General features: G+C 70.9%; 16 protein-coding genes and 3 pseudogenes. 6 read left to right on the forward strand and 13 right to left on the reverse strand.

Annotation, left to right across the window (positions count from 1 at the left end; genetic code table 11):
• Positions 1 to 3,534: pullulanase-type alpha-1,6-glucosidase (gene pulA, locus ACFYZ3_RS28325; RefSeq protein ID WP_388523306.1), on the forward strand; the 3,534-nt coding region annotated here is incomplete at its 5' end.
• 656 nt (positions 3,535 to 4,190) lie between these two features.
• On the opposite strand, the gene ACFYZ3_RS28330 is transcribed toward pulA, so the two are convergent.
• Entirely contained in the window at positions 4,191 to 4,784 is a 594-nt protein-coding gene (locus ACFYZ3_RS28330; RefSeq protein WP_228956016.1) for a DUF1349 domain-containing protein, read from the reverse strand.
• Positions 4,785 to 5,279: 495 nt separating this feature from the next.
• Between ACFYZ3_RS28330 and ACFYZ3_RS28335 the strand changes: the two genes are divergently transcribed.
• Positions 5,280 to 5,372, forward strand: coding sequence for a hypothetical protein (locus ACFYZ3_RS28335; RefSeq protein ID WP_228956015.1), 93 nt, complete (start codon positions 5,280 to 5,282; stop codon positions 5,370 to 5,372).
• A gap of 290 nt (positions 5,373 to 5,662) precedes the next feature.
• Positions 5,663 to 7,375 carry a SpoIIE family protein phosphatase gene (locus ACFYZ3_RS28340; protein ID WP_388523309.1) on the forward strand — a complete coding sequence of 571 codons (1,713 nt, stop codon included), beginning with the start codon at positions 5,663 to 5,665 and terminating at the stop codon, positions 7,373 to 7,375.
• 85 nt (positions 7,376 to 7,460) lie between these two features.
• Here ACFYZ3_RS28340 and ACFYZ3_RS28345 read toward each other — a convergent pair whose 3' ends face one another.
• The 8 genes from ACFYZ3_RS28345 to ACFYZ3_RS28380 form a co-directional block, all read right to left on the reverse strand.
• Positions 7,461 to 8,261 carry a class I SAM-dependent methyltransferase gene (locus ACFYZ3_RS28345; protein ID WP_356204581.1) on the reverse strand — a complete coding sequence of 267 codons (801 nt, stop codon included), beginning with the start codon at positions 8,259 to 8,261 and terminating at the stop codon, positions 7,461 to 7,463.
• Positions 8,262 to 8,317: 56 nt separating this feature from the next.
• On the reverse strand, positions 8,318 to 9,274 hold the full coding sequence (locus tag ACFYZ3_RS28350; protein ID WP_388523312.1) for a transporter: 957 nt from the start codon (positions 9,272 to 9,274) through the stop codon (positions 8,318 to 8,320).
• Positions 9,271 to 10,155: an ATP-binding cassette domain-containing protein gene (locus tag ACFYZ3_RS28355; RefSeq protein ID WP_388523315.1), complete on the reverse strand. Its 885-nt coding sequence runs from the start codon at positions 10,153 to 10,155 to the stop codon at positions 9,271 to 9,273. The genes ACFYZ3_RS28350 and ACFYZ3_RS28355 overlap by 4 nt, the downstream gene beginning before the upstream one ends.
• Positions 10,152 to 10,592: a GntR family transcriptional regulator gene (locus ACFYZ3_RS28360; RefSeq protein WP_054100195.1), complete on the reverse strand. Its 441-nt coding sequence runs from the start codon at positions 10,590 to 10,592 to the stop codon at positions 10,152 to 10,154. Before ACFYZ3_RS28360 ends, ACFYZ3_RS28355 begins: the two co-directional genes overlap by 4 nt.
• A 280-nt stretch (positions 10,593 to 10,872) precedes the next feature.
• Positions 10,873 to 11,994 carry an NAD(P)/FAD-dependent oxidoreductase gene (locus tag ACFYZ3_RS28365; RefSeq protein ID WP_164413936.1) on the reverse strand — a complete coding sequence of 374 codons (1,122 nt, stop codon included), beginning with the start codon at positions 11,992 to 11,994 and terminating at the stop codon, positions 10,873 to 10,875.
• A gap of 556 nt (positions 11,995 to 12,550) precedes the next feature.
• Positions 12,551 to 13,279 (reverse strand): response regulator, encoded by a 729-nt coding sequence (locus ACFYZ3_RS28370; RefSeq protein WP_388523319.1) that lies wholly within the window; start codon positions 13,277 to 13,279, stop codon positions 12,551 to 12,553.
• The gene (locus tag ACFYZ3_RS28375; protein WP_388523322.1) at positions 13,276 to 14,523 is read right to left on the reverse strand and encodes a sensor histidine kinase; all 1,248 of its coding nucleotides are present in this window, start codon (positions 14,521 to 14,523) and stop codon (positions 13,276 to 13,278) included. The genes ACFYZ3_RS28370 and ACFYZ3_RS28375 overlap by 4 nt, the downstream gene beginning before the upstream one ends.
• A gap of 96 nt (positions 14,524 to 14,619) precedes the next feature.
• Positions 14,620 to 16,860: an MMPL family transporter gene (locus tag ACFYZ3_RS28380; RefSeq protein WP_388523325.1), complete on the reverse strand. Its 2,241-nt coding sequence runs from the start codon at positions 16,858 to 16,860 to the stop codon at positions 14,620 to 14,622.
• A gap of 346 nt (positions 16,861 to 17,206) precedes the next feature.
• Between ACFYZ3_RS28380 and ACFYZ3_RS28385 the strand changes: the two are divergent.
• Positions 17,207 to 18,058: pseudogene (locus ACFYZ3_RS28385) on the forward strand (FAD-dependent oxidoreductase); the annotation flags it as partial.
• Here the strand turns inward: ACFYZ3_RS28385 and ACFYZ3_RS28390 are convergent.
• A pseudogene (locus ACFYZ3_RS28390) lies at positions 18,011 to 20,101 on the reverse strand (discoidin domain-containing protein); the annotation flags it as partial. The pseudogenes ACFYZ3_RS28385 and ACFYZ3_RS28390 sit on opposite strands and share 48 nt — an antisense overlap.
• 79 nt (positions 20,102 to 20,180) lie before the next feature.
• Positions 20,181 to 20,361: pseudogene (locus tag ACFYZ3_RS28395) on the reverse strand (RICIN domain-containing protein); the annotation flags it as partial.
• Between the two features lie 193 nt (positions 20,362 to 20,554).
• Here ACFYZ3_RS28395 and ACFYZ3_RS28400 point away from each other — a divergent pair.
• Positions 20,555 to 22,066 (forward strand): carotenoid oxygenase family protein, encoded by a 1,512-nt coding sequence (locus tag ACFYZ3_RS28400; protein ID WP_381994337.1) that lies wholly within the window; start codon positions 20,555 to 20,557, stop codon positions 22,064 to 22,066.
• A gap of 93 nt (positions 22,067 to 22,159) precedes the next feature.
• Here the strand turns inward: ACFYZ3_RS28400 and ACFYZ3_RS28405 are convergent, their stop codons facing one another.
• Together ACFYZ3_RS28405 and ACFYZ3_RS28410 are read right to left on the reverse strand one after the other, a co-directional pair.
• Positions 22,160 to 23,131 carry a DUF3500 domain-containing protein gene (locus tag ACFYZ3_RS28405; protein WP_381994261.1) on the reverse strand — a complete coding sequence of 324 codons (972 nt, stop codon included), beginning with the start codon at positions 23,129 to 23,131 and terminating at the stop codon, positions 22,160 to 22,162.
• A gap of 68 nt (positions 23,132 to 23,199) precedes the next feature.
• Positions 23,200 to 23,934: a translation initiation factor IF-2 gene (locus ACFYZ3_RS28410; RefSeq protein WP_381994263.1), complete on the reverse strand. Its 735-nt coding sequence runs from the start codon at positions 23,932 to 23,934 to the stop codon at positions 23,200 to 23,202.
• A gap of 325 nt (positions 23,935 to 24,259) precedes the next feature.
• Between ACFYZ3_RS28410 and ACFYZ3_RS28415 the strand changes: the two genes are divergently transcribed.
• Positions 24,260 to 26,629: an esterase-like activity of phytase family protein gene (locus ACFYZ3_RS28415; RefSeq protein WP_388523329.1), complete on the forward strand. Its 2,370-nt coding sequence runs from the start codon at positions 24,260 to 24,262 to the stop codon at positions 26,627 to 26,629.
• Positions 26,630 to 26,665: the final 36 nt, after the last annotated feature.

The raw sequence follows: 26,665 nt of genomic DNA on the forward strand, positions 1-26,665 counted from the left end.
CGTGCGCAGAACAAGCTGAAGCGGCCGTCGGTGCGGCCGTCGGTGTCGCTGCAGGCGCCGGAGGCGGGTGCCACGGGCACGGTGACGATCACGGCGGATCCGGGGCGGACGGCGGGTGCGCGGGTCGTCCTGGCCGCCCAGGTGGGCAACGGCAGATGGCAGACTCTCGGTTCCGCCGACCACGCTCCGTACAAGTTCACGCAGAAGATCCCCGACTCGGTGGCAGCCGGGACGTCTCTTCGCTACAAGGCCGTGGTGGTCGACCGTGCCGGCCGCACCGCGAGCACACTCGCCGACACCGTGACGGGGCAGGCACCGACGCCGAAGAAGCCGAGCGCCGTGGACCGCGCACACGCAGTCGTGCACTACAAGCGGGCCAACGGCGACTACGACAACGTCCTGCTCAAGTCCGGGGACACGGAAGCACGCTTCGTCGGCCGGGACGCCTACGGTGCCTTCGCCTGGGTGAGGGTTCCGGAGGGATCGGACTCGGTGACGTACACGATCGAGGACTCCGGCACGGCGGAGGGCGGCGAGCGCACCATCGACCTGGCGCAGACCGGTGAGGTCTGGGTCGAGCAGGGCAAGGAGGGCCAGGCGACCACCAAGCCGGACGGGGTGTACCCGTCCCCGGACAAGACGAAGGCGGTCATCCACGTCCACCGCTCCGACGGTGACTACGACGGATGGGGCCTGCACACCTGGACCGGCTCCGCCAAGGAGACGGACTGGACGAAGCCACTGCAGCCCGTCGGCAAGGATGCATACGGGGTCACCTTCGAGGTGCCGCTGGCCGACGGCGCGACCTCACTGAGCTACATCCTGCACAAGGGCGACGAGAAGGACATGCCCAGCGACCGGTCCCTGGACCTGGCCGTGTACGGCAACGAAGTCTGGCTGAACGCGGGGGAGAGCGGCTACTTGCTGCCCTCGGTCGGTTCGGCCCCGGACCTCGACATCACCAAGGCTCAGGCGCAGTGGATCGACACCGACACCGTTGCCCTGCCGCCCTCCATGAACGTCAAGGCCGCCGCGTCGACCCAGTTGGTGTACTCCCGCGACGGTGGCATCACCGTCGACGACGGCGCGCTCAGCAGCGAGGGGCGCTGGCTGCGGCTGCTGCCCGCGCAGCTCACCGAGTCCCAGAAAGCCGCGTATCCCCACCTGAAGGCGTACACGGCGTTCACGGTCGACCCACGTGACCGGGACCGAGTGCGTGACGCGCTCTTCGGGCAGCTCATCCTGACCCAACGCCTCGCGAACGGTGCTCTGGCCACCGCGACCGGCGTCCAGATCCAGGGTGTCCTCGACGACGTGTACGCGGGGAAGGCGAAACGGACGGTGTTCGGGCCGGTGTTCAAGGGCCGCACCGCGTCCTTGACGGTCTGGGCACCGACGGCTCACAAGGTGTCCCTCGAACTCGACGGCAGAACCATCCCCATGCGCCGTGACGACGCGAGCGGTGCTTGGTCGGTGACCGGCCCCGCAGCCGCCTGGCGAGGCAAGGAGTACCGGTACGCGGTGACTGTGTGGGCACCCAGTGTCCAGAAGGTCGTCACCAACAAGGTCACCGACCCGTACTCCCTCGCCCTGACCACCGACTCCGAGCGCAGCCTCGTCGTCGACCTGGACGACCGCTCCCTCGCCCCGCGAGGCTGGGAGCACTACCGCAAGCCCGAGGCGGTGCCGCTCAGGGACGCGCAGATCCAGGAGCTGCACATCCGCGACTTCTCCGTCGCCGACCCGACGGCGGACGCGGACCACCGGGGCACCTACCTCGCCTTCACCGACGAGAAGAGCGACGGCTCGAAGCACCTGCGCGAACTGGCCGGGGCCGGCACGTCCTACGTGCACCTGCTGCCCGCCTTCGACATCGCCACCATCCCCGAGAAGAAGTCCGATCGGACGACGCCCGACTGCGACCTCGCCTCCTACCCGGCCGACTCCGAGAAGCAGCAGGAGTGCGTGACGAAGGCCGCCGCCAAGGACGCCTTCAACTGGGGCTACGACCCGTACCACTACACGGTCCCCGAGGGCTCCTACGCCACCGACCCGGACGGCACCGGGCGCACCGTCGAGTTCCGCAAGATGGTCAAGGCCCTCAACGACGACGGGCTGCGCGTCGTCATGGACGTCGTCTACAACCACACGGCCGCGAGCGGCCAGGCGAAGACCAGCGTCCTCGACCGGATCGTGCCCGGCTACTACCAGCGGCTGCTCGCCGACGGCTCGGTCGCCAACAGCACCTGCTGCTCCAACACCGCCACCGAGAACGCCATGATGGGCAAGCTCGTCGTCGACTCGGTCGTCACCTGGGCCAAGGAGTACAAGGTCGACGGCTTCCGCTTCGACCTCATGGGCCACCACCCCAAGGCCAACATCCTCGCGGTCAGAAAGGCCCTCGACGAACTGACCCTCAAGAAGGACGGCGTCGACGGCAAGAAGATCATCCTGTACGGCGAGGGCTGGAACTTCGGCGAGGTCGCCGACGACGCCCGCTTCGTCCAGGCCACCCAGAAGAACATGGCCGGCACCGGCATCGCCACCTTCTCCGACCGGGCCCGCGACGCCGTGCGCGGCGGCGGCCCCTTCGACGAGGACCCCGGCGTCCAGGGCTTCGCCTCCGGCCTCTACACCGACCCCAACTCCTCGAAGGCCAACGGCACCGAGGCCGAGCAGAAGGCCCGCCTCCTGCACTACCAGGACCTGATCAAGGTCGGGCTGACCGGCAACCTCGCCGACTACGCCTTCACCGACACCGACGGCAAGGAGGTCAAGGGCTCCGAGGTCGACTACAACGGCGCCCCCGCCGGATACGCGGCGGCACCCGGCGACGCCCTCGCCTACGCCGACGCGCACGACAACGAGTCCCTGTTCGACGCGCTCGCCTTCAAGCTGCCGAAGGACACGTCCGCCGACGACCGGGCCCGCATGCAGGTCCTCGCCATGGCGACCGCCACCCTCTCGCAGGGCCCGGCGCTCTCCCAGGCGGGCAGCGACCTGCTGCGCTCCAAGTCGCTGGACCGCAACTCCTTCGACAGCGGCGACTGGTTCAACGCCCTGCACTGGAACTGCGCCGACGGCAACGGCTTCGGCCGCGGCCTGCCACCGGCCGCCGACAACCAGGACAAGTGGCCCTACGCCAAGCCCCTGCTGGACACCGTGCGGGTCGGCTGCCCGCAGATCGACGGCGCCTCGGCGGCGTACCGGGACCTGCTGAGGATCCGCAGCGGCGAGAAGGACTTCTCCCTCGCCACGGCCGCGCGGGTGCAGTCCCGGCTCTCCTTCCCGCTCTCCGGCAAGGACGAGACACCCGGGGTGATCACCATGCGCCTCGGCGACCTCGTCGTCGTCTTCAACGCCACGCCCGAGAAGCAGGAACAGCGCGTCGGCGCTGCGGCTGGGACCGGCTACCGGCTGCACCCGGTGCAGGCGGCGGGCGCGGACCCGGTGGTGAAGGAGTCGGCCTACGCGGCGAAGACCGGCACCTTCACCGTGCCGGCCCGCACCGTCGCGGTCTTCACCGACAAGTGATGACAGAGGCGTCGCCGGAGACAGAGGGCGACACGTGACACAGGACTCTGCCCTGTTTGTTGCCTGATCCCGGCAACAAACAGGGCATTGTTCCGTGTGCCCTGGAAGCCCGTCCGGCCACGACTTTGATGCCTCGGTGGCGGCGGCAGATGTCCTCACTTGGGTCAGACCTGACGACCGTCGGCACCTGCATCGCGCCGCGAATCAGGAGGGACACCGCCCTCCTCCCGCGGCGCGAGCACGATGTCGAGACGCCATACCGCCCACCCGGCCCGGATCGGTCGGACCCGCATTCTCGTAACGGAGAATCAAGCACGGCCATGTCGTCGTGTCTCTGGTGCCTGCTGGCGACGAGGTGATCGGCCAGTTCCCGCACGGCTCGGATGCCGTCCTCCAGGAAGAGGTGGCCGACTCCACAGGTCCGTCCGTCGGGAGTGTGATGACCGCGGCTGGACTGTGCCGCTCAAAGGACCTTGCCAAGAGTGGGAACGAGGCGAGGCCACTGCTTCGTCACGAACGAGGGCCGCGGGCTGCAGCGAACGGGTGGCGTGGCTGGCCACTTGCCCGGGCATCCCGGCATGCCCTCCGCCAGTGCCTGTCCGCACCCGGGCAACGCCCCGTTCGAGCTCGTGCTCAGGACTGTCCGGTACGTCTCCTCAGACATGCAGTGATGTGTCCGCCGGCCCTTGGACGAAGCGAGTGAAACGCACCTCAAGGCCCTCCCTCTGGGGAGAACAGCAGAAGGGCCCCGCCAGGGCGTCCGCGTCCGGCGCGAGGGGAGCCAGTCTGACCATTTGCCAGGCGCCTTCCTCGCAGCGTGCCCTTATGGTCACCGCGTTGCCGGTGCGGCTTGCTCGAAGGGTGACGCGACGCCCGAGCCAGTCGGGGACGGGAGACAAGGACCAGTCCGACTTCCCGGAAGTGACCACCGCACCCAAGTGCGGAACGCCGTCGGTCAATTCGACGCCCGCTTTGATCCACGTCCCCTCGTCCACCCGTACCATGAGTCCTGCTTGGTCGTAGAGCGTTTCGAACTGGGCGACGACGAAGGTCACTTCCGTGGCTGATGCAGGGGGAAACTCTGCCAGCAGTGCGTGACCATCGTCCTTCACGAAACCGTAGCTGGTGGTACGCCAGAAGTCGCTGTGATCCTTGGTGGTCACAACAAGCTCGCGGCCGTCCCGCTCGGTCCGCAGCGGCGGGTTCAGCCACTCGGCGTCTGCCCAGTCGATCACGCGCTGTCCGTCCATTGGCCGCCTGCCCCGTTTCATTCGGCCCCGGGCGAGACCCAGCACACCCGATGCGTTGAAATTTTCAGCAAGATCATTCAACCCCATTGGTGCCTTGCTGGGCCAGTGCTTCCCTTGCCGGGCTTCTGCCGGCTCGGAGCCGAGCCAGGGCGCGGCCTTTGCCGACGTCGACGCGGCCCGTGCGTTCGTCCAGCAGATCCGGTGCGGAGGGGGAGCCGCTACTTCGTGGCTCCTTGGGGGATTCGGTCTTCGCGTCCGGCCCCGACCGCAACACCATCTTCTCCATCCACAGGTACGGGGTCTGCGACACCGACCGAGGCGCGGGACTACCTCAACGCCTTCGACCCGAATGCGCTGACCGCTTGGAGCAATCGGTTCTTCAACGGAAGCAACGGAATCGCCGCCACGTCCAAGACGGCCACCGTGTACGGAGACGGGGGCAGCGGTGACGATGGCAGCACCGGAGACATCGCGCCCAACGGCTACCCGTACTGCGTGAACGGAAGCGCATCCGACCCCGACGGCGACGGGTGGGGCTGGGAGTACAGCCGGTCCTGCGTCGTCCGGGGCAGCGCTGCGGATCGCTGACCTGCGGAGGCGGTGGATGCCCCGCCCAACGGAAGGCCCACGAGTCGCGCTTCGCCGGGATCGGCGCCGGCACTGTGCGGCAGTCGCCCTCGTCACCGGGGGCCTCGCCGAACTCCGCCCTGGTCCGCTCTCCGGTGGTCGTGCCTCGACCGAGGGACATGCTTTCCCGCGCCGCCCACTGCCAAGCCGTCGGGGCTACCGCCAGCGGATCATGTCGTGTGTCTGCGCTGGCGAGTTGAAAGCACATGAAAGAGTCACTCTTCCATGCTGACCGTGAGGAGGGCAGAGACATGCAGGGAAGGGACCCTTCGGAACCTGCTGGACACGCTCCTGCGGACGGGTCGGGACTTCAGTCCGCCTGGCTGGATTCACTGGCCGCCGCCGCGTACCTGGCGGACGAACACGGCGTCATCACCGCCGTCAACGCAAAGGCGGAACAGCTTCTCGACCGATCCGGCGCCGAGCTTCTCGGACGCGACGCGCATGTAATACTGCACCGAAACGCCCTCGGCCAGCCCGAGCCGAGAAGCGAGTGCCCGATTCGGCAGGCCACCCTGGCGAGCCGTACGGCGCAAGGTGGAGAGCTCTGGTTCGAGCGGGGCGACGGCTCAGTAACGCCTGTGGCGTGGCTGGTGACCGGATACGACGACGGCAGCCGACGGGGCATGCTGGCGCTCTTTCACCCATTGGAGGACACGGAGCCCGGTTCGGTCCAAGAACCTCTGTCCGAGCTGGAGCGCCTGGCGCTGCTGGCCGAGCTTACTACCCAGCTGACCTCGACGATGGACGTTGAAGAGGTCCTGAACCGGCTGGTGCGTCTGCTGGTGCCGCGGCTGGCGGACTGGGTGGTCGTCGACCTGTTCGCCGAGACGGGTGAACTCCGGCGGCGTGCCGTTGTCCATGTCGACGGCAGTGATCTGAAGAACCGGGAAGACCTCATCGGGCCCATGCCTGCAGTTCCTCAAGAGTCCCAGCTCCCACTGTCCCGTGCGCTGAGGGGCGCCGCGTCAGCCCTGGCAGACCCCGGGACCTATCTGGGAGAGCAGGACTCGGAAATCGCGGTTGAACAGCGTCGGCTCTTTGCGGTTACAGGGATCCAGTCCGCCATCATCAGCCCGGTCCGGGGCCTCCGGGACGTGCTGGGTGCCCTGACGCTGGGCCGCTCCGAGGGCTCGCCCCCTTTCACGATCGTCGATCTGCCGCTGCTGGAAGAGATCACGCGGCGGGCAGGACTGGCCTTGGACAACGCTCGTCTCTACCAGAGGCAGCGCAGGGTGTCAGAGACGATGCAACGTCACCTCTTGCCAGGGCTGCCGCGTGTGCCCGAACTGCAGATGACAGCTCGCTACATGCCGGCACCGGACGCTTCCCAGGTCGGCGGAGACTGGTACGACGCGTTCGTCCTGCCCGACGGTGCAACCGCATTGGTCATCGGGGACGTCGTCGGGCACGATCTCGACGCAGCGGCGGACATGGCCCAGTTGCGGAGCATGCTGCGCGCCCACGCCTTCTCCCAGCAGAAGCCCCCCAGCAAGATCGTCGAATGGCTGGACCAAGCGGCCATGTACCTGTCCCGATCCGACATGGCCACCCTCGTCCTGGCTCGGCTCACTCATGTCGCATCCCTCGGCTGGGAGCTGACCTGGAGCAACGCCGGCCACCCGCCACCACTGCTCATCACCCGTGAAGGGGAGACCCGGTACCTCACCGACGGGCACAGCATCCTGCTCGGAACCGGTTTGCTGGAACCACGCCCAGACGCCTCGCTGTTCCTGCCACCCGGCGCCACACTGTTGCTGTACACCGACGGCCTCATCGAAGAGCCCGGCGCATCACTCGACGACGGACTCGACAGGCTGAGCCGACAGGCCGGCATCCTCGCTCATCGCCCCCTGGACACCTTCACCGACGAACTGATTGCCCGTGCGCGCCCCGAGGCCAACGAGGACGACATCGCCCTTCTCGCCCTGCGCATCGCGGACGGGGCCAGTACGCGGACGTAGTCATTGAGAACTGGCCGAGGCCGGAAACGGGGGGTCGACAGCGGATGCGTCAGCGAAAGCCGTGGAAACTGATCAACGAGTTGGACTAGGAGGGCAGTGGCGAGCGGCTCACCCGGATCTTGGACTGGCCGTGCGGCCGTTTCTCCCAGTCCTCCATGAAACGGGCGTGCAGGTTGTGCTGGGCGGCGAGGGTGAGCAGGGTGTCGGTGCGGTAGTAGAAGTCCTCGCGGAGGACCTGGTGCTCGGTGCCCTCCGTCCGGTCGAAGGTGAAGTCGAAGAATCCCGTGTCGGTCAGGATCCGGCCCACGTGTGCGAGGCACTCGTCGATGACGTCCAGGGGCGAGTGCGAGAAGACGCTGTGCGCGTGGATGACGTCGAAGTGGTCGTCGGGCAGGAACTCCAGCCGCAGGTCCGCGGTGAGGGTCAGGTGGGGCGGCTTGGCCTGGAGTCCGCGCTCGGTGAGGGTCTTCTTGGCGGCGATCAGGATGTCCGGCGAGATGTCGATGCCGTAGTAGTGACCGGTGTCGAGGTGGTCGATGAAGCGCCAGCCGCCGCGCAGGTTGCCGCAGCCGATGTCGAGCATGCGGTGTCCGGGACGCAGTCCGTGCTCGATCAGGTAGTCGAACTGCATCTGACCGAGTGCCAGCCAGCGGTCGTGGGTCCGGCTGCCGACCGCGGCCTCCGGGTCGCGCCGGGTGTCGGACGCCATCACCGCCCGGTAGTAGCCGACGTGGTCGGGGTGCTTGATCCGCAGCCACGCGTCCCGGCCGGCCCGCCGCACGTACGGGCCGACGCGCTCGGGGTGGCGCAGCGCGTACCCGACCTTGTGGGTGAGCGCGGCACGGTTGCTGCGCAGCTTCTTCGGGGACTTGGCGTCCTTGGGCATGGGGAGGTTACCTCCGTACGGTGAAGAGGACAGTGAGGGGTGCTGGGGGGGGCGGGTCAGACGCGGCGGCGCAGCAGCAGGGCGGTGGCGAGGACGAGGACGACGGCCAGACCGCCGAGCAGCACCGTGTCGGCCCATTGGAAGGCCCAGTAGTCGCCGGCCGGGTTGGCCTCGTAGTATCGGGAGACATACCCGCGCCCGGCCATGCACTCCCGCAGTTCTCGGCCGGAGGGGGAGGGGCACGCCAGCGCGGAGTCCTGGCGGCCGGAGCCGGTGATCAGGCCGTAGTGCCCGGTGGACCACTTGTCGCCCATCGGTTCCTTGGGCTGCCAGCCGTCGCTGACGTAGCGCTGCGGCGGGACCAGCAGGCGGGCCCGGTGCGTCCACTGCACCAGCACCGCCACCGCACCGGTGACCAGGAGCGTCCAGGCCGCCGCGGACAGCACCCGGCGCGTCAGCAGACCTGCGAGGGTGCCCACGGACAGGCCGAACAGCGCGGCGGCGACCAGGGAGGGGCCCGAGCCGGTCAGGGCGGTGGCCTCGTACCAGAAGACGCCGTAGCTGCGGTTGACGGCGGGCTCCCACCACCAGCGGAACAGCAGCGCGAGCGACCCGGACAGCGCTGCGGTGCCCAGGGCGGCGAGGGCGAAACGGGAAGCGAACCACTGGGCGCGGCCGACGCCCTGGGACAGGATCATCCGGTGGGTGCCCAGCTCCCGGTCCCTGCCCAGCAGCGGCGCCCCCCAGAACATGCCGACCAGGACGGGCAGCGTCATGTTGAGCGCGCCCAGCAGCCTCAGCGGCTCGACATCCAGGAACCGGGGCAGCCCGTCCGGGGAGCGGGTGCAGTACAGCGGCCCGGGGTCGCAGCCGTCGAACAGCCCGCTGCGCAGGTCCTCGACCAGGCCCGCCCGGGAGTACGCGGCGAGCGCGGCGGCGGCCAGGAGGACGAGCGTGCCGCAGCCGATCAGTGTCCGCTGCTGGCGCCAGGCCAGCCACAGGGTCCCCCTCACGCCGCCGCCTCCTTCGAGGCCGCGCCGTCCTGGAGGTGCCCGAGCAGGATCTCCTCCAGGCCGGGCCGCTCGACGTGCCAGCTGCCGCCGACCGGGCCCCGCGGGCGCACCAGGGCAGTCAGCTGACGCCCGTGCGTGCGGCGGTGCACGACGGTGTGCTCCCGCAGCGTCGGCTCCTCGTCGACGTGTCCGGTGAGCAGGGCGTGGCCCTCGCGGAGCGCGTCGGCGTCCTCGCTCAGCTCGACTCGGCCCGCCCGCAGCAGCACCCAGTCGCAGGTCTGCTCCAGGTCGGGCAGGACGTGCGAGGACAGGACGATGCTCAGCTCGCGTTCCGCCGCCTCGGCCATCAGCGTTGCCATGATCTCGGTGCGTACCACCGGGTCGAGATCGGCGAGCGGCTCGTCCAGCAGGAGCAGGTCCGGCCGCTTGCCGAGTGCCAGGGCGAGCGCCACGCGCGTGCGCCGGCCCGGGGACAGCTCGCCCACCTTGGCGGACAGGGCGATGTCGCCCTCGCGCACGACCCGCTCGGCAACCTGCCGGTCCCACGAGGAGTTCAGCTTGCCGCCCATGCGCAGGGTGTCGGCCACCGTGAAGCGGGGGTAGAGCGGCTTGTCCTGGGTCAGCAGGGCGACCCGGGTGCGTGCCCCGGCGCTGTCCGGCGCGGTGCCCAGGACCCGTATTCGTCCGCGCGTGGGGTGCAGCAGCCCGCCGGCCAGGTGCAGCAGGGTGCTCTTGCCGGCGCCGTTGCGGCCGACCAGGGCGGTGATCCGGCCCCGGGGCACCATGAACCCACAGTCCCGCAGCGCCCGGTCACCGCGTGCCCGGTAACGGAAGCCCAGCTCCGTGGCGTGCAGCGCGGCGGGCTCGTCCGGCCCGGTCATGCGTCCTCCTGTTTCCGTCCCCGGTCGCCCGGGTCGTGCTCGTGTTGCTCGTCGTGCTCGTCGAGGGCTGCCGTGACCAGGGCGAGTATGTCGTCCCGCTCCAGTCCGGCTGCCAGGGCCCGGGCGACCCATGCGGCGAGGTCCGTCCGCAGGGGCGAGTCGTCCTCCGCGCCCGGCCGCGCCAGCGACCGGGTAACGAAGGTGCCGAGCCCACGCCGCGAGCGGACCAGGCCTGCCTGCTCCATGTCGCGGTACGCCCGGAACACGGTGTTGGGGTTGATGGCGGTGGCGGCGACGACTTCTTTGGCTGTGGGGAGCTTGTCCCCGACCCGCAGCACACCCATCCGGAGCGCCTGCTCGGTCTGCCGCACGATCTGCACATAGGCCGGGATGCCGCTCTGTCGATCGATCCGGTACTCGACCACGTCACCTTCCATGCTTTCATTAATTCATTAGTAGAAGCATGATCGGATCGTGTCCCGATGTCAAACGGCGCTGCCCCTGGGCTTCTGGTCCAGAGCCTGACTCCGGACTTGCCGCCCTCCGCCCGGTCTGCGACGCGGTGCTTCATGACTACTGGCACCCCGAGCACTCGGGCGTCGCCGTCGCGTCACGCAGGGGGGAACGAACCGGGTGCGGTCGGCCCGGCCCACATGGCGCGAAGACGCAGGACCGAAGAGTCCCGACGGCGTCCGCTCTGACCTGCCTACGAGTTGATCAAGACGGATCGAACAGAGCGACGACGCTGTGCGGTGCCCCCTGGCCAAAGAAGACATCCAGGTTCTGTGAGGAGCGGTGGGCCGCGTCGCTGCTCCGTGGAAACAGCCGCCTTTCGTAGGCGGTGAGCGCGGCCTCGGTGTCGGGCTCCTCGACCAGCTTGCCGGCCAGATCGGCGCCGTCGAACATGGCGAGATTCGCGCCCTCGCCGGCGAAGGGCGACATCAGGTGCGCGGCATCACCGAGGAGCGTCACTCCGGGCACCCTTTCCCATTCGAGCCCCGCTGGAAGGGCATGGATGGGTCGCAGCCACGGTTCGGTCTCGCTCTGAGTAACGAAGGCCGTGAGCATGGGTGACCAGCCGTCGAACTCGTGGGCGACCTGACGGAGGGTGCTGGCCGGGTCGCCGCAGCCCATCGACCTCACCCACTCCTCCGGCTTGTTCAGCGCGGCGTATCCGCGCACGTACCCCTCGGCGTAGCGGTGGACGATGATGCCCTTGCCCGGAGCGACAGCCATCAGTGTGCCGCTGCCGGTCGCGGCCACGCTCGTCCGAAGGTTGTGACCGTCCGGGGCGAGGGCGATCTCGACGAAACAGGTTCCGGTGTAGGCAGGCGTGGCCGGAGTGAGCAGCGGTCGCACCTTCGACCAGGCGCCGTCCGCACCGATGACGACATCGGCGTACGCGGTGGAACCTTCGGCAAAGGTGAGGCCGTAGTCGCCCGCCGTACGGGGCTGGACTGAGACGAGCTTGTGACCCCACCTGATCGTCCCGGGCTCCAGCGAGTCGATGAGCAGGCGTCGCAGTTCGCCCCGATCCACCTCTGGGCGGGTCGACCGGGGGTCCGTCGGCTTGTCGAACAGGATCCTGCCGTGGCGGTCGACCACCCGTTTGGCGTCCTCGCCCGGGCGGACCATGGCGAGGAACCCGTCGTACAGACCGGCCGCGCGAAGCGCGACCTGCCCGGACTCCTCATGGATGTCGAGCAGGCCCCCTTGTGCACGGGTCGTTGCCGAAGTCTCGCTCTCGTAGATCGTCACGGTGATGCCGTGAGCCTGAAGCACCCGGGCGAGCGTCAGCCCGCCCAGTCCCGCTCCGGCGACGGCGATGGTCTTCTGCATGGTGCGCTCCTGTGTAGCGCCGACACACGTCGGCGATGGCCAGCGCCAGGAGCGGACAGGATCGCCCGGTCCCGGTAGGAGACGCTCACCGATCAGAGCCATCTGTTCGATGTACGAGCGACGGCCGACGGGCGGAACCGCGGCACATCGTTTTTCGCGACCTCGCAAGAATACCCGGCGCCCACCTGACAGCGGCTGACACGGCGACGCGTCGCGCCCCGCGCGTCCACGTCCGAAAACCGGGGGGCGGAATGCGTCGTCCCGGTCCATACGGGCGCTTGGACAGCTTTCCTGTCGCCGCGCGCGGTTGCCGGCCGGGGCACTGCGACGGCAGGTGGAGCCGGAGAGGGATGTCGTGCCGACTCGGGGGTGCGTCGAGCTGCTCCGCTCCTGACGCAGATTCTGCTGGTGCCGCCGCGCGTACAAGATCGTGTGGACGGCCATGGGCTCACCGTGATGCTCCTGACCATTGCCGAACGCTCGGGTCTGGGGACGGCCGTTCAGCGGTGAGTCGAGGGCAGGAGGGACTCCGCAGTCGTCTGGTGCCGACGTTCCGTCAGGCCGGAAACCCATGAGGCGTATTGGAGCTCCCGTGCCTCGGCGGGGCCCCGTTGTCCCCTCCCGCCTGAACCAGGCCCGTCTGGTATGCGATGACGACGAGCTGTGCCCGGTCGCGGGCGTTGAGTTTCGTCATCGCGCGGTGGATGTGCGTCCGTACCGTCAGCGGGCTGACCACCAGCAGCTCGGCGATCTCCGCGTTGGACTTGCCTTCGGCCGCCAGCGCCATCACTTCCCGTTCCCTTCCGGTGAGGTCGGCGAGCCGTTCCGGGGGCGCCAGGTAGGTGCCGGGGGCCGGGGAGGTGAGGAAGCGGGTGATCAGGGTGCGGGTGGCGCCGGGGGAGAGCAGCGCCTCTCCGGAGGCCACCGTGCGGATGCCGGCCAGCAGGGCGTCCGCGGTGACGTCCTTGCCGAGGAAGCCGCTGGCCCCGGCCCGCAGCGCCTGAGCGACGTAGTCCTCGGTCTCGAAGGTGGTCAGGATCAGCACCCTGGTGGTCGCCAGTTCCGGATCGGCGCAGATCCCCGCGGTGCCGGACAGGCCGTCCGTCCCGGGCATGCGGATGTCCATGAGCACGACGTGCGGGTGGTGGGTTCGGGCCAGCTCCAGCGCTTCCGCCCCGTTGGACGCCTCTCCGACGACCTCCAGGTCCGGGCAGGAGTCGATCAGGATGCGGAACGTGGCCCGCAGCAGGGCCTGGTCGTCCGCGAGCAGCACCTTCACGGTCATGGAGACTCTCCTTCGACGGCGGCGGACGGCTGCAGCGGCAGCGCGGTGGTGACCTCGAAGCCGCCCTCGGGGCGGGGGCCCGCGCACAGGTCGCCGCCGATGGACTGGGCGCGCTCCCGCATGCCCCGCAACCCGAAACCGCCGGACGTCCCGCTGTCGGCGGTGGCGCCGGCTGTGGCCGGGCCGTCATTGCTGACGGTGATGAGCAGCCGGGAGTCGGCGTAGGTGAAGCCGACACGGGTGGCGCGTTCGGGGGCGTGCTTGGCGACGTTGGTGAGGGCTTCCTGCACGATCCGGTACGCGGTCAGGTCCACGCCCGGCGTCAGCGGGCGGCGCACGCCCTGCTGGTGGACGACGACTTTCAGGCCCGCCGAGCGGTAGGAGTCGATCAGCTCGGGAAGGCGGGCGAGCCCCGGCGCCGGTTCCAGGCGCTCGCCCTTGGGCCGGTCGTCCTGGCGCAGCAGGCCCAGGGTGGCCTTGAGCTCGCGCAGCGCCGCGGAGGTGGTGCCGGTGAGGTCGTCGAGGATCTTCCGGCTCTGTTCGGGGTTGCTGCGCGAGAGGTGGGCGGCGGTGCCGGCCTGGGCGTTGGCGAGGGCCAGGTGGTGGGCCACGACGTCGTGCAACTCGCGGGCGATGCGCATGCGTTCTTCGGTGACCCGCAGTCGGGCCTCCTCCTCCCGGGTGCGTTCGGCGTGCTCGGCGCGGGACTTGACCGCTTCCAGATAGTCGCCGCGCAGCCGGGTCAGGCTGCCGCCGACGAGCGGCAGGGCCATCCAGAACACCGGGCCGATCACGGTCAGGACGGGGGAGAGGTCGCGCATGCCGTCGGAGAACAGGTTCACGGTCAGCAGGGCCACCGTGGCGACGAGCGCGTACAGGCGGACGGTCCGGCGGTCGCACAGGACGGCCAGCCAGTACATCGCGGCGAGCAGCGGGGCCAGCAGCATCGGGGTGAGCAGGTAGCCGCGCGCGATCGCGGCGATGGTGACCCCGGCGACCACGACCACGACCGTGCGGGTGTGCGTGCGGTACTTCAGCAGGACGAAGCAGGACAGGCCGAGCAGGACCTCCAGCGACTTCCCCGTGTCCGGGCGGTTGTCGCCGGGGAGGCTGAGCTGCGTGCCGAAGAAGGCGCAGCCGATGAGGGCCAGCACCATCATCACGTCCACGAAGCGGGGAAAGCGCGGGAAGCGCGACGCGTACTGTTCCACGCGCTCGGTGTAGCGCTCCAGGCTGCTGTTCATGGTGGGCTCTCTCGGTGAGGGGCTGGCATCCATGGTGGACGATGCGAAGCCGCCCGGATCGCTGGGACGACGCCGGGCGGCTCCTGCGCACCCGGGTCAGGTGCGGGCGAGGTCCTTTTCGGCCGGTTCCGCCTCGGGACCGGCCGGGCGGGTCAGGGCCTCGCCCTCCACGTCGACCCGGGGCAGGATCCGGTCCAGCCACTTCGGCAGCCACCAGGCCCGCTCGCCGAGCAGGGCGAGGACGGCAGGGACGATCGCCATCCGGACCACGAAGGCGTCGAGCAGGACGGCCGAGGCGAGACCGAAGCCGATCATCTTGATCATGGCGTCGCTGTCCCCGATGAACCCGGAGAACACCGCGATCATGATCAGCGCGGCGGCCACGACGACCCGGGCGCTGTGCTGGAACCCGGAGGTCACGGCCTGGGCGGGCCGCTCGCCGTGGACGTACGCCTCGCGCATCCGCGAGACCAGGAAGACCTCGTAGTCCATGGCGAGGCCGAAGACGATGCCGACCAGGAAGATCGGCATCAGGCTCATGATGGGACCGGTGGTCTCCACGCCCAGCAGATCGGCGCCGTGGCCCTGCTGGAAGACCACGACCACCGCGCCGAGCGAGGCGAGCACCGAGAGCAGGAAGCCGGCGGCCGCCTTCAGCGGGACCAGGATCGAGCGGAAGACCACCAGCAGCAGGATCACGGCGAGCCCGACCACCACGAGCAGGTACGGCACCAACGCGGACTGCACCTTCTCGGAGACGTCGATGTTCATCGCGGTAGTGCCGGTGACCTCGAAGCTCGCCCCGGCCTCGGACTCGATGCCGGGCCGGTCGTCTCGGATCGTGTTGACCAGGTCCTTGGTCTCCTGGCCGGTCGGCGCGGTGGCGGGGACGACGGAGAAGACGGCCGTGTCGCCGGACTCGTTGAACTGCGCCGGGGACACCGACACCACACCCTCGGTGCCGCCGACCCGCCCGGAGACGGTCTCGGCCGCGGCCTTCGGGTCGTCGGCGTCCCTGGCGTCCACGACCACGGTCAACGGTCCGTTGAAGCCGGGCCCGAAGCCCTCGGCGAGCGCGTCGTAGGCCCGCCGCTGGGTGGTCTCCGTGGACATGGCCTCGTCGCCGGGCATACCGAGCTGAAGGTCGGTCATCGGCAACGCCAGGGCGCCGAGGCCCGCGACGGCCGCGAGCAGCACGGGCAGCGGGCGGCGCAGCACGAAGCTCGCCCAGCGGGTGCCGCCGTTGACCTTGCGCGTCTCCGGCGGCGCACCGCCCGCTCGGCGGGCCTTGCGGTCCTTGCGGTCCTTGCGGTCCTTGCGGTCCTTGCGGTCCAGGATGGCGTTGGGCCAGAAGCCGAGGAAGGCCGGGACCAGGGTCAGCGCGATGAGGACGCCGACGACGACCGCGCCCGCCGCGCCCAGGCCCATCTCCGTCAGCATCGGGATGCCGACGACGGAGAGACCGGCGAGCGCGATGACGACGGTGAGCCCGGCGAAGACCACGGCGGAGCCCGCGGTGCCGGTGGCGAGGGCGACGGCCTCCTGGGCGGTGCGCCCCTTGGCGCGCTCCTCGCGGTAGCGGGAGACGATGAACAGGGCGTAGTCGATGCCGACGGCCAGCCCCAGCATGATGGCCACGGTGCTGGTGGTGTCGGCCAGGCCCAGCGGACCGGCCAGGGCCGTGATGGCGAACAGGCTGATGCCGACGCCGATGAGCGCGGTGAGCAGCGGGAGTCCGGCGGCGGCCAGTGAGCCGAAGGTGATCAGCAGGACGACGGCGGCGACGGAGATGCCGATCGCCTCGGCGGTGCCGCTGGGTCCGCCCATGTCCTCCATCGCGTCGCCGCCTGCCTCGACGGTGAGCCCCAAGTCACGGGCGTGCTCGAGCGACTCGTCCAGGTGGCTGCGGCTGGCGTCGGTGAGGCCGGCGGCGTCGACCTTGTAGGTCACGGTCGTGTACGCGGTGGAGCCGTCCTCACTGACCGCGCCGGACTCGTACGGATCGACGGTGCTCGCGACCTGCGTGCCGTCCCCGAGTTCGGCTATCGCGGCCTCGACGGCCTCCTTGTTCTCGGTGGCGGTGACCTTCTCGCCGTTCGGCGCGACGAAGACGACGCGGGCGGTGGCACCGTCGGCGGCGGCGCCGGGGAACCGCTCCTCCATCAGGTCGAAGGCTTCCTGCGACTCGATCCCCGGCATGGAGAAGGGTTCCTCCTCCGCCTCCGGCGCGGTCATGCCGGCAAGTCCTACGGCGGCCAGCACGGCGGCCCAGACAAGGGCGACGGTCCAGCGTCGCCTGAAGGCCAACCGGCCCATTCGATACAGAAAAGCAGCCACGGGGAGGTCTCCACATCGGGTCTCGAAGGTGCCTCCAGACTCCTGAAGAAGGGGGTGTCCTGTCGTCGTCCCGCTGCCGACACCGCGCGGTACTGAATCCGCAGTACTACGCCCTCCGGGGGTCCCACCCGGGGACGAGACCAGGTCGGCCAGTTGGGCCTTCGAGTCCCGCAGAGGCAGTATCGGTCCTGCACCGGTGAAGGTCACGTGAGGCGAAGCGATCGAGGGCCGCACCGCGCATGTCAGCCGGTCGGCTTCGAAAGCAGGGAGCCAGGGCTGCGCCTCGGCCGAGTCCGCTAGCGTGCCGAACCGGAGGGTCCGGTCGTCCGGCAGAGAGGAACCATCGATGAACCAGCAGGGTGAGCGCTTCGACGTCGTCGTACTCGGGGCGGGACCCGGCGGCTACGTCGCCGCCGTCCGGGCCGCGCAGCTCGGCAAGAGCGTCGCGGTGGTCGAGGAGAAGTACTGGGGAGGCGTCTGCCTGAACGTGGGCTGCATCCCCACCAAGGCCCTGTTGCGCAACGCCGAGCTCGCGCACATCTTCACCCGGGAGGCGAAGACCTTCGGCATCAGGGTCGAGGGCACCGTCTCCTTCGACTACGGGGAGGCCTTCCGGCGCAGCCGCAAGGTCGCGGACGGCCGGGTCAAGGGCGTCCACTACCTGATGAAGAAGAACAAGATCACCGAGATCGACGGCCGCGGCACCTTCCTCGACCCGCACACGCTCCAGGTGGCCGCACCCGACGGCACCGTCCGCACCGTCGGCTTCGACCACTGCGTCATCGCCACCGGCGCGACCCCCAAGCTGCTGCCCGGCACCCGCCGCAGCTCCAGGGTGGTGACGTACGAGGAGTAGATCCTCTCCGACGACCTGCCGCAGTCCGTCGTGATCGCCGGCGCCGGCGCCATCGGCATCGAGTTCGCCTACGTGCTGAACAACTACGGCGTGAAGGTCACCGTCGTCGAGTTCCTGGACCGCGTCGCCCCGCTGGAGGACGCCGAGGTCTCCGCCGAACTGGCCAGGCAGTACCGCAGGGCGGGCATCGACGTCGAGCCAGCCACCGCCGCTGCGCAGCGAGGGGGCCGGGCCGGCCGCCAGGTCGGTCCACCGCTCGCCGTCCGGCGAACCCTGTATCCGGTAGGAGCGGCCGGCGGCCGCCTCCCAGCGCAGCGTGACCCGGTCCAGCGCGCGCTCGGCGCCGAGATCGACGGCCCACCAGCTGTCCGCCCGCTTGCGGTCCTCGCGCGAGACCGCCCAGCGGCTTGCGCCGTTGCCGTCCACGGCCAGCTCCGGCCCCATGCCGGCCGACTGGGAGGAGGCCGTCGCCGTGCCGCCGCGGGCGAGGTCGGGACCCTCGGCGCCGTCCCGCGCCTCGACCGCGTACAGCGAGTACCCGTACGTCGGGTCGGGCCGGACGCCCAGCATGCGCAGGTGCCGCACCGTCGCGCGGGGGAAGGTCAGTTCGTCGACGCGCCCCGCGGCCGAGGGCGTCGCGTCCTGCGCGCGAACCGTGGCCGAGCCCTCCGCGAACCGGTAGGTGCGGCTGCCGTCGAGGCCCGCCACCCCGGGCATGGTCAGGTTGTGCACCTCGAGTCGCGACGCGGCCGCGTCCGGCCCCTCACAGGCGTAGACGACGGCGCCCGTGGGGAGTGTGGCATACCCGGCGAAGCCCTCGCCGAGGCGCAGCAGCGTGGCGCTGCCGTCGAAGCCGTCCCGCAGCGCCGTGTGCACGCGCACCGTCCTGCCGGTGACCTCCGCGGCGGTCGAGGGCAGGAACATCGGGGTGGCGCCGCCGAGCCGGAACAGCCAGTCGTCGTGCGCCGGCTGCCAGGCGAACTTCACGAACCCGGGCTTCGTCACCGCACCCGCCCAGGCCGCGGGCGTCTGGTGGGACAGCAGGCCGGGTCCGGTCCCGAAGTCGGTGACCCCCGACGCGTAGGCGAACAACTCCTCGCGCGACAGGGGACGTACCCGCGGCCCCGTCTGCGGCCACACGTGCAGCAGGTAGCTGATGGCCAGTTCGGCGCGCGCCTCCGGCTCGTACTTCGGTTCGCCCGAGAACTTCGCCAGCCGGTACTCGGGCGGGTACGCCTGGTACGCCGCCAGGCGCGCGGCCAGCTCCGTCTCCGCGCGGGCCGCCGCGCTGTCTCCCGCGACCCGGGACAGGAAGGCCAGCGGTATGACGTCCCTGCCGTACAGGTGCTCGCGGTCGTCCACCATCGGCATCAGCGGCTCGCCCGCGTCCGACATGACGCCCAGCAGGGTCCGCCACAGCGGCTCCGCGTTGGGCTGTCTGGTGAGCACCTCGGGCAGCGGCTGCCCCGCGGCGAGGAAGTGCGCCGCGTTGCGGCCCGAGGTGCGCCACATCTCCTCCTGGTAATGCGGGCCGAAGGAGCCGTGGTTCTCGACGATGAAGGTGTCGTACGTGTTGTGCGCGGTGTTGCGCGAGACCGGCACGCCGTCCACCCGCGCGGGGTTGGCCAGGTCGGCGGGCGGCAGGCCGCCCTCGTTGCGCGACCAGGTGCCGTAGTCGGCCGCCCACTCGGAGCGGCGCCGGTCGTCCGGCGCCCAGGCCAGTGCCGGAGCGAGGGTCTGCGCGTAGAGCCCCATCTCCTCCAGCTTGGTGTCGCCGACGTATCCGCCCGCGAGCCCGTTCGGGGTCCAGGAGCCGGAGTACGGGTCGTCGCCCGTTCCCAACGAGTGCGTGTACGCCGCCTGTTCGCGGGTGATGGTGTCTACGGCGGAGCGGGTATCGGCGTCGAGTTCGTCCCACAGCAGGTGCGCGGCGAGGACGAAGTACGACTGGAAGGTGGTGTCGAAGAACAGGGTGCGTCCCCACTGGGTGCCGCCGGTCAGCCGGTTGGAGGCGGCGTAGTGGCGCAGGGTCGCCAGGGTGCGGCGCCTGAGGGTCTCCCGGTCGATGCCGGCCGCTTCCTCGTCGAAGGTCCCGTGCGTCAGCAGTACGGCATGTCCGAGGACGACGGCGAACCCGAAGTCGCGGTCGCTGTACGCCCCCTTGGCCTCGTCCCACCGCGTCTCGGACCAGCGGGTGTGCCGCAGCAGCACGCGGTGGTACGTGGCGGCGACGTCGTCCGGCGGGTCGACGCTCCGGGCGGCAGCGGAAGCGGCCGCGGCGGCCGAAGGGGACCCCAGCGCCGGCTGGAGGGCGGCCGCGGCGCCGGTCGCGCCGAGGAGTTGCAGGAGGAGCCTGCGGCCTACAGGGAGGGAAACGGGGCCCATGATGGTCCTCTTCGCCAGACGACAACGTTGTCAACGAAGGTCATCCTTGAACGACCCCGAGGCGCCTGTCAATGGCCGTTCAGCGCAGGATCCGCCAGCGGTTGTCGGCCGTACCGTCGTCCGCGTCCTGCACGACGAAGGCGCCGACTCCGGGGGAGTCGCTCTGGACGGCGAGCAGTGTCCCGCTGGGGGCGTTGCGGATGGTTGCAGGTTCCGTCGCCCTGGTCGAGGAGCGTCCGACGGTGGTCCGCGGTGCCGGACGGAGCCGAGGCCGCTGGGTGACGACACCGAGGGCCGGGTTGTCGTTGGTGGGCCGCCTCGGGGAGTGGTGCCAGCACCCCCCGAGATTCGGAGTCTGGGCCAACTGCCTCACGGGAGAGGGCGGGACAGAGTTGATCCGTCACCACGAATCCGGCCGAAGCAGCCGGACGGACAACGGAGCGAGGGATCATGATGGCCAGTCACACGCGGCGGAGACTCCTCAAGGGCGCCGCGGTCGCGGCAGCGGGCAGTGTGGTGGGCAGCGGCCCGGGGCCCGGCTTCCTCTCGGCTTCGGCCGAGGCGGCCACCGCGGCCCCGCAGCGCGGTGAGAGCGGGGCGACCCCCTTCCTGGAAGGGGCCTTCGCGCCGGTCACCGAGGAGCTGACCGCCTTCGACCTCCACGTCGTCGGCCGCGTCCCGCGGGACCTGGACGGCCGCTACCTGCGCAACGGCCCGAACGCGCTGGGCATCGAGGACGTCCGGGCCCACCACTGGATGATCGGCGACGGGATGGTGCACGGGGTCCGGCTGCGCGGCGGACGCGCGGAGTGGTACCGCAACCGTTGGGTGCGGGCCTCGCCGGTGACGGCGAAGCTGGGGGAGACCTATCCGGGCCAGGCACCGCCGGACGACTTCGCGTGCAACACGCACGTGATCCCGTACCAGGGCCGCATCCTCGCGATGCAGGAGAGCGGGCCGCTCCCGTACGAGCTGGACGGCGAACTCAACACCGTGCGCCCCCACGACTTCCGTGGCACCCTCCAGGGAGCCTTCGCCGCGCACACCAAGTACGACGCGGCCGCCGACGAGCTGCACGCGATCGCGTACTACCCCACCTGGGACCACGTGCGTCACCTCGTGATCGACCGGACCGGCAGGGCGAGGCCGGCCACCCGGATCCCCGTCGCGGACGCGCCGATGATGCACGACTTCGCGCTCACCGAGAAGTACGTGGTGATCGTGGACGTCCCGATCACCTTCGACGGTGCCGCCGCGGAGGCCGGCGCGATCGTGCCGTACGTGTGGAACGACAGGCATCCCATGCGCGTCGGGCTGCTGCCGCGTACCGGCGGCACCACGCGCTGGTTCGAGATCGACCCCGTGTACTACTCGCACACCCTCAACGCCTACGACCAGGGTGACACGGTCGTGCTGGAGTACATCGGCTTCCCCGCGCCGTTCTACGCCGCCGGGCGCGGCACGGGCGGCCCCTCCGCCACCGGGGCCCCGACGCTCGACCGGTGGACGATCGACCTGCGGGCGGACCGGGTCCGCAGCGCTCGGCTGGACGACCGGCCGCAGGAGTTCCCGCGCATCAACGAATCCCTGGTCTCACGGCGGCACCGCTACGCCTACACCGCGAGCGCGGCCGAGATGTGGCGTGCGTACGAGGCCGTCGACGGGACGTGCCCGGACGAGAAGTTGACCAACCACCTGGTGAAGCACGACATGCTGCGCGGCAGCAGGCAGCTCCACCGCTTCCCCCGGGGCGCGGCGGTCAGCGAACCGGTGTTCGTGCCGCGGCGCGGGGCGCGGGACGAGGACGACGGCTACGTCCTGTCGTACGTGAACGACCCCGACCGCGGCGCGACCGACCTGGTGATCCTCTCGGCCCAGGACTTCGGCGGTCATCCGCTGGCCCGAGTCCAGCTGCCCGGCCGGGTGCCGCTGGGATTCCACGGCAGCTGGATCGCGGACGCCTGAGCCCGGGCTGGGGGGTGTCGTTGGGATCAGGCCGGCTCGGGGCGACGGTGCCTTGCTGCCACCCCGCGACCGCCGCAAGATCCAAACGGCACCCTAGGGGAAGTGCTGCTCCGCGTAGTGCCCGCGGAGCAGGTCGGTTCCCCAGTCGTGGCGGACGTGCCGCCAGACCGAGTGGGCGTGGTTGCCGTCGTCCTGCGTGTTGTCGTACTCGATCAGGAAATCCGGGGCGCGGACGCAGTAGTAGTGCCGGTCCCCCGGGGCGAGGCCGCCGGCCCAGGCGAAGGACAGGGAACCCAGCCCACGGTCCACGGCGTCGGACCAGCACGCGCGCGCGTACGCCTCGGGCGCACGGTCGAGATAGCGGCGCACCAGACGCTCCAGAAGGCGCTGTTGCCCCGGCGACAGGCGGCCGTACGGCAGGCCCTTGGGAAGGAGACCCGGATCGGCGAACGGATCGGCCCGGGTGAGGATGTCGTCCGGTGGCGTGGCGGAGAAGAGTGCCGACGCCCGCGCGGTGCCGCGCAGGCTCGTGATCAGCTCTCTGGCCAGGTCCTCCTCCGGACCCAGGGGCCGGAGGCCGGCCCGGGGGCCGCTTGCGGTGCGCGCCGGTTCCGCGCCGACGAAGTGCGGGGTCACCCGGATCCCGGCCCCCGTGACCACTACGTGGACGGCCAGGTGGTGGCCGTTCAGCCGCCAGCCCCATGGTTCGTCGCCGTCCGGGTCGCCGAGCAGCCGCACCCAGTAGCGGTCCGGGCCCGAGTGCCCGCCCCGGGCGCGACGGTGCCGTTCCACCTCGATCGCCGCGCGCACCAGCTCCGCACCCGCCGCGCTGTGCGCGGTGGTCAGGAGCGCGTCGACCGCCTCGCGCTGCCGGCCGTCGAGCCCTTCGGTGGATAGTCCGGGGCGCGGGCCCGGCAGATACGTCCACGCGCGCAGCTCGGGCGCGTCCAACCGGTTGGGCCCGGCACGCAGCTCACGTACCTGCTCCGGCTCCAGGACAGCGAGCAGGGCGCGGGCCGCCTCCCGCATCCCGGAGACGACGTCCTGCGAAGGGTTCCCGCCCACGCTGCTCCTTCCGCCGACGGCCACCGTGCCGGCGACGGAGTCCATTGTGCGCGGTGGGCGGAGCGCTGTCAGTGCGGGGCCGGTGCCGGGTCCAGGGCGTTGGCGACGGTACAGCCGCCCTCTCCGGGCATCCGCTGGATGCGGGGCGGCACCCAGACGTCGGCCGCGCCGGGGACGACGCGGGCGAGCAGACAGTCCTGCGGATCGAAGTGGTTGCCCCGCACCGAGAGGAGGACGCCGACCCGGCCGCCGTCCGCCTTCACTTCGGTCCGGATCCGCGGATCGAGGTCGAGCGCGGCGAGCGTACGGCGAATCTCGGTCTCGTTCACCCGGCCGCCCGTCGGGACCCGGGGGAGCCTCTCCCGAAGCTCCTCGGCGGGCAGCCGGGGCGGTTCGGGCGGCGGGGGGAAGGTCAGCGCGGGGCCTTTTGGGCAGTCCACGTCGTGAGGGTCCTCGCGCCACCGCGAGCTGGGGGACACCCGTACCGTGAAGCAACTGCGCACGGTGATCTCCTCGAGATCGACCCACGAGTTGTACGCCGAGCCGGACGTGCGGACGACCACGTCGATGCCGTCCCCCTCGTGTGTGGAGGCACCCGTCACCCGCATCACCTCCACCCCGTCCAGCTGCGAGGCGGCCCGCCCGACCTCCTCCGCCGTGCGGGGACGCGGGCCGTACAGCCGCTCGCCCACCGTCCTGGCGGCCTCCCGCGCGGCATCGGCCGCCCCGCTCCGGGAGGACTGGGCCGGTCCGCAGCCGGAGGCGAGCAGCAGCAGCGGGGCGAGCAGCAGTATTCGGCGCACGCGTGCGTCCTTCCTTGGCCGCACGCCTACCGCGTCGACGAGCGGGACCGGGTGACCGCGGCACTCGTCCGCTCCGTCGTGACGAGCACCCCGCTGTCCGAAGAGAGGCGCTCCGTACCGCGTACGGTAGCGGCCGGCCGCCCACCACGAAGCCGTCGGCGGCAAGTTGGTCCCGGCCGGGGCGGCGCGGCCCCGGGCGCGTCGCGCACCGTACGAGCCGGAGACGAGGCCTCCCGGACTTCGCCCGCCGTTCACCCGCCGTCCCCGTGGCCCTCGTCCCCGGCTGAAAACGTTCGGCGACGGAGTGGACCGGACCGGAGGAAAGATGTCCCCCAGGAGCAAGAGAACCCGCGCCGCGCTGGCCGCCCTCGTCGTGGCCGCCGGCAGCCTGGCGACCGCGGGAGCCGCGCAGGCGGAGCAGCCGCACCGTGGGCGGCAGCATCGCGGGCAGCAGGCCCAGCAGCACCAGCAGGGGCGACCGAGCCTGTTCGAACGCACCGCCACCTATCCGGTCTTCCACAACCGTCCGGCCGGCGAGGACGCGGCGGCCGGGACCGTCGCGGAGATCTCCTCGGTCAGCGAGGACGGCCGCACCCTCGTGCACACCGACGCGGTGGCCCGGCGGATCGGCTTCCTGGACATTTCCGACCCAAGTCACCCGCGCGGCCTCGGCACCCTGTCGCTGGCCCGGCTCGGCGACGCCGAGGACGAGCCGACCTCGGTGACCGTGGTCGGCCGGTACGTGCTGGTGGTCGTCAACACCAGCGCGAGCCACGCACGGCCCTCCGGACGGCTCGACGTCGTTTCTCTGAGCGACCGCGAGCGGGTGGCGAGCTTCGACCTCGGCGGGCAGCCCGACTCCGTAGCGGTCAGCAAGGACAAGCGGTACGCCGCCGTCGCGGTCGAGAACGAACGCGACGAGGAGGCGACACCGCCCGGCCGCGACGAGGGCGACCTGCCGCAGGCACCGGCCGGCTTCGTGCAGATCGTCGACCTGGGCCGGGGCGTCGCCCCCGCCCACTGGCGGACCCGGGCGGTTCCGCTGACCCGGGCCGACGGCCGGGCGCTGCCCGTGCTGGCCGAGGCCGGAATCGCCGAACCGACGGACCCTGAGCCGGAGTACGTCTCCGTCAACAGCCGCAACCAGCTCGCGGTGACGCTCCAGGAGAACAACGGTGTCGTCCTGATCGACCTGCCGACCGGCCGGATCGCCAAGGCGTTCAGCGCCGGCACGGCCTCGGTGCGCGGCATCGACACCGAATCCGACGGCAGGATCGACCAGACCGGGTCCATCGAGGACCTCCCGCGCGAGCCCGACGCCGTCGGCTGGATCGACGACCGCTATCTCGCCACCGCCAACGAGGGCGACTGGCGCGGCGGTACCCGCGGCTGGTCCGTGTTCGACAGCCGCACCGGCAAGCCGGTCTGGGACGCGGGCAACGGCTTCGAGCGGCTCGCCGTACGCCACGGCCTGCACGACGAGGGCCGTTCGGGGAAGAAGGGCGCCGAGCCGGAAGGCATCGCGATCGCCGAGTACGACGGCGTGCCCTACGCCTTCGTCGGCTCGGAGCGCGACAACTTCGTCGCGGTCTACGACGTCAGCCGCCCCACCCGGCCCGTCTTCCGCCAGTTGCTGCCCGTCACCAACGGCCCCGAGGGCCTGCTGCCGATCCCGTCGCGCGGACTGCTCGCCGTCTCCAGCGAGGAGGACGACGCCGAGGCGGGCGTGCGCGCGTCCGTGAGCCTGTTCCGGCTGGGGCGGGGCACCGGGCACGCCCCCTCGTTCCCGGGCATCGTCTCGGCCGACGACGACCGCGGCGCCCCGATCGGCTGGGGAGCGCTCGGCGCCCTGTCCGCTGCACCGGGCACACCGCACCGGCTCTACACGGTCACCGACGCCGCGTACTCCACCACCCGCGTCCTCACCGTCGACACGGCCCGCCGCCCCGCCGTCATCACCGGGGAACTGACCGTCAAGGACGCCGAGGGGCGGCCCGTGGGTTATGACGCCGAGGGCATCCACGCCCGGGCGCAGGGCGGCTACTGGCTCGCCGTCGAGGGCGGGACGGGCGCGGGCAACAAGCTCGTCCGGCTCGACGCGCGGGGCGTGACCCGGCAGGTGGTCCCGCTGCCGGCCGAGGTCGCCGCGGGCCTCGGCAAGCAGGGCTTCGAGGGAGTCACCGCCACCACCGACCGGCGCGGGCACGAGGTCGTGTGGGCCGCGCTCCAGCGCGAGGCCGCGGGCGACCCGGCGGGCGTCGTACGGCTGGGACGCTACGACGTGACGGCCGGCACCTGGAGCTGGTACGGCTACCGGCTCGAAGCCACCGGCACGGCCGGTGACTGGATGGGGCTGTCCGAGATCACCGCGGTCGGAGACCGGCTCGCGGTGATCGAGCGCGACAAACTCAGCGGCCCTGCCGCCAAGGTCAAGCGGATCTACACGGTGGATCTGCCGAAGTCGGCGGCGCCTAAGGGAGCCCTGCGGGTCCTGCCGAAGAGGCTCGCGCACGACGTGCTGCCGGACCTGCGGGCCACGAACGGCTGGACGCAGGAGAAGCTCGAAGGTCTGACGGTGGGCGGTGACGGCCACGTCTACACCGTCACCGACAACGACGGGCTGGACGACGCCACAGGGGAGACCGTTTTCCTCGACCTCGGCACGGCCCGACAGGTCATCGGTCGCCGGGGCTGACGTACCAGACGTCAGCCCCGGCCGGGGACGCGGAAG

The organism is Streptomyces sp. NPDC001599 (assembly GCF_042893535.1).
GTDB lineage: Bacteria > Actinomycetota > Actinomycetes > Streptomycetales > Streptomycetaceae > Streptomyces.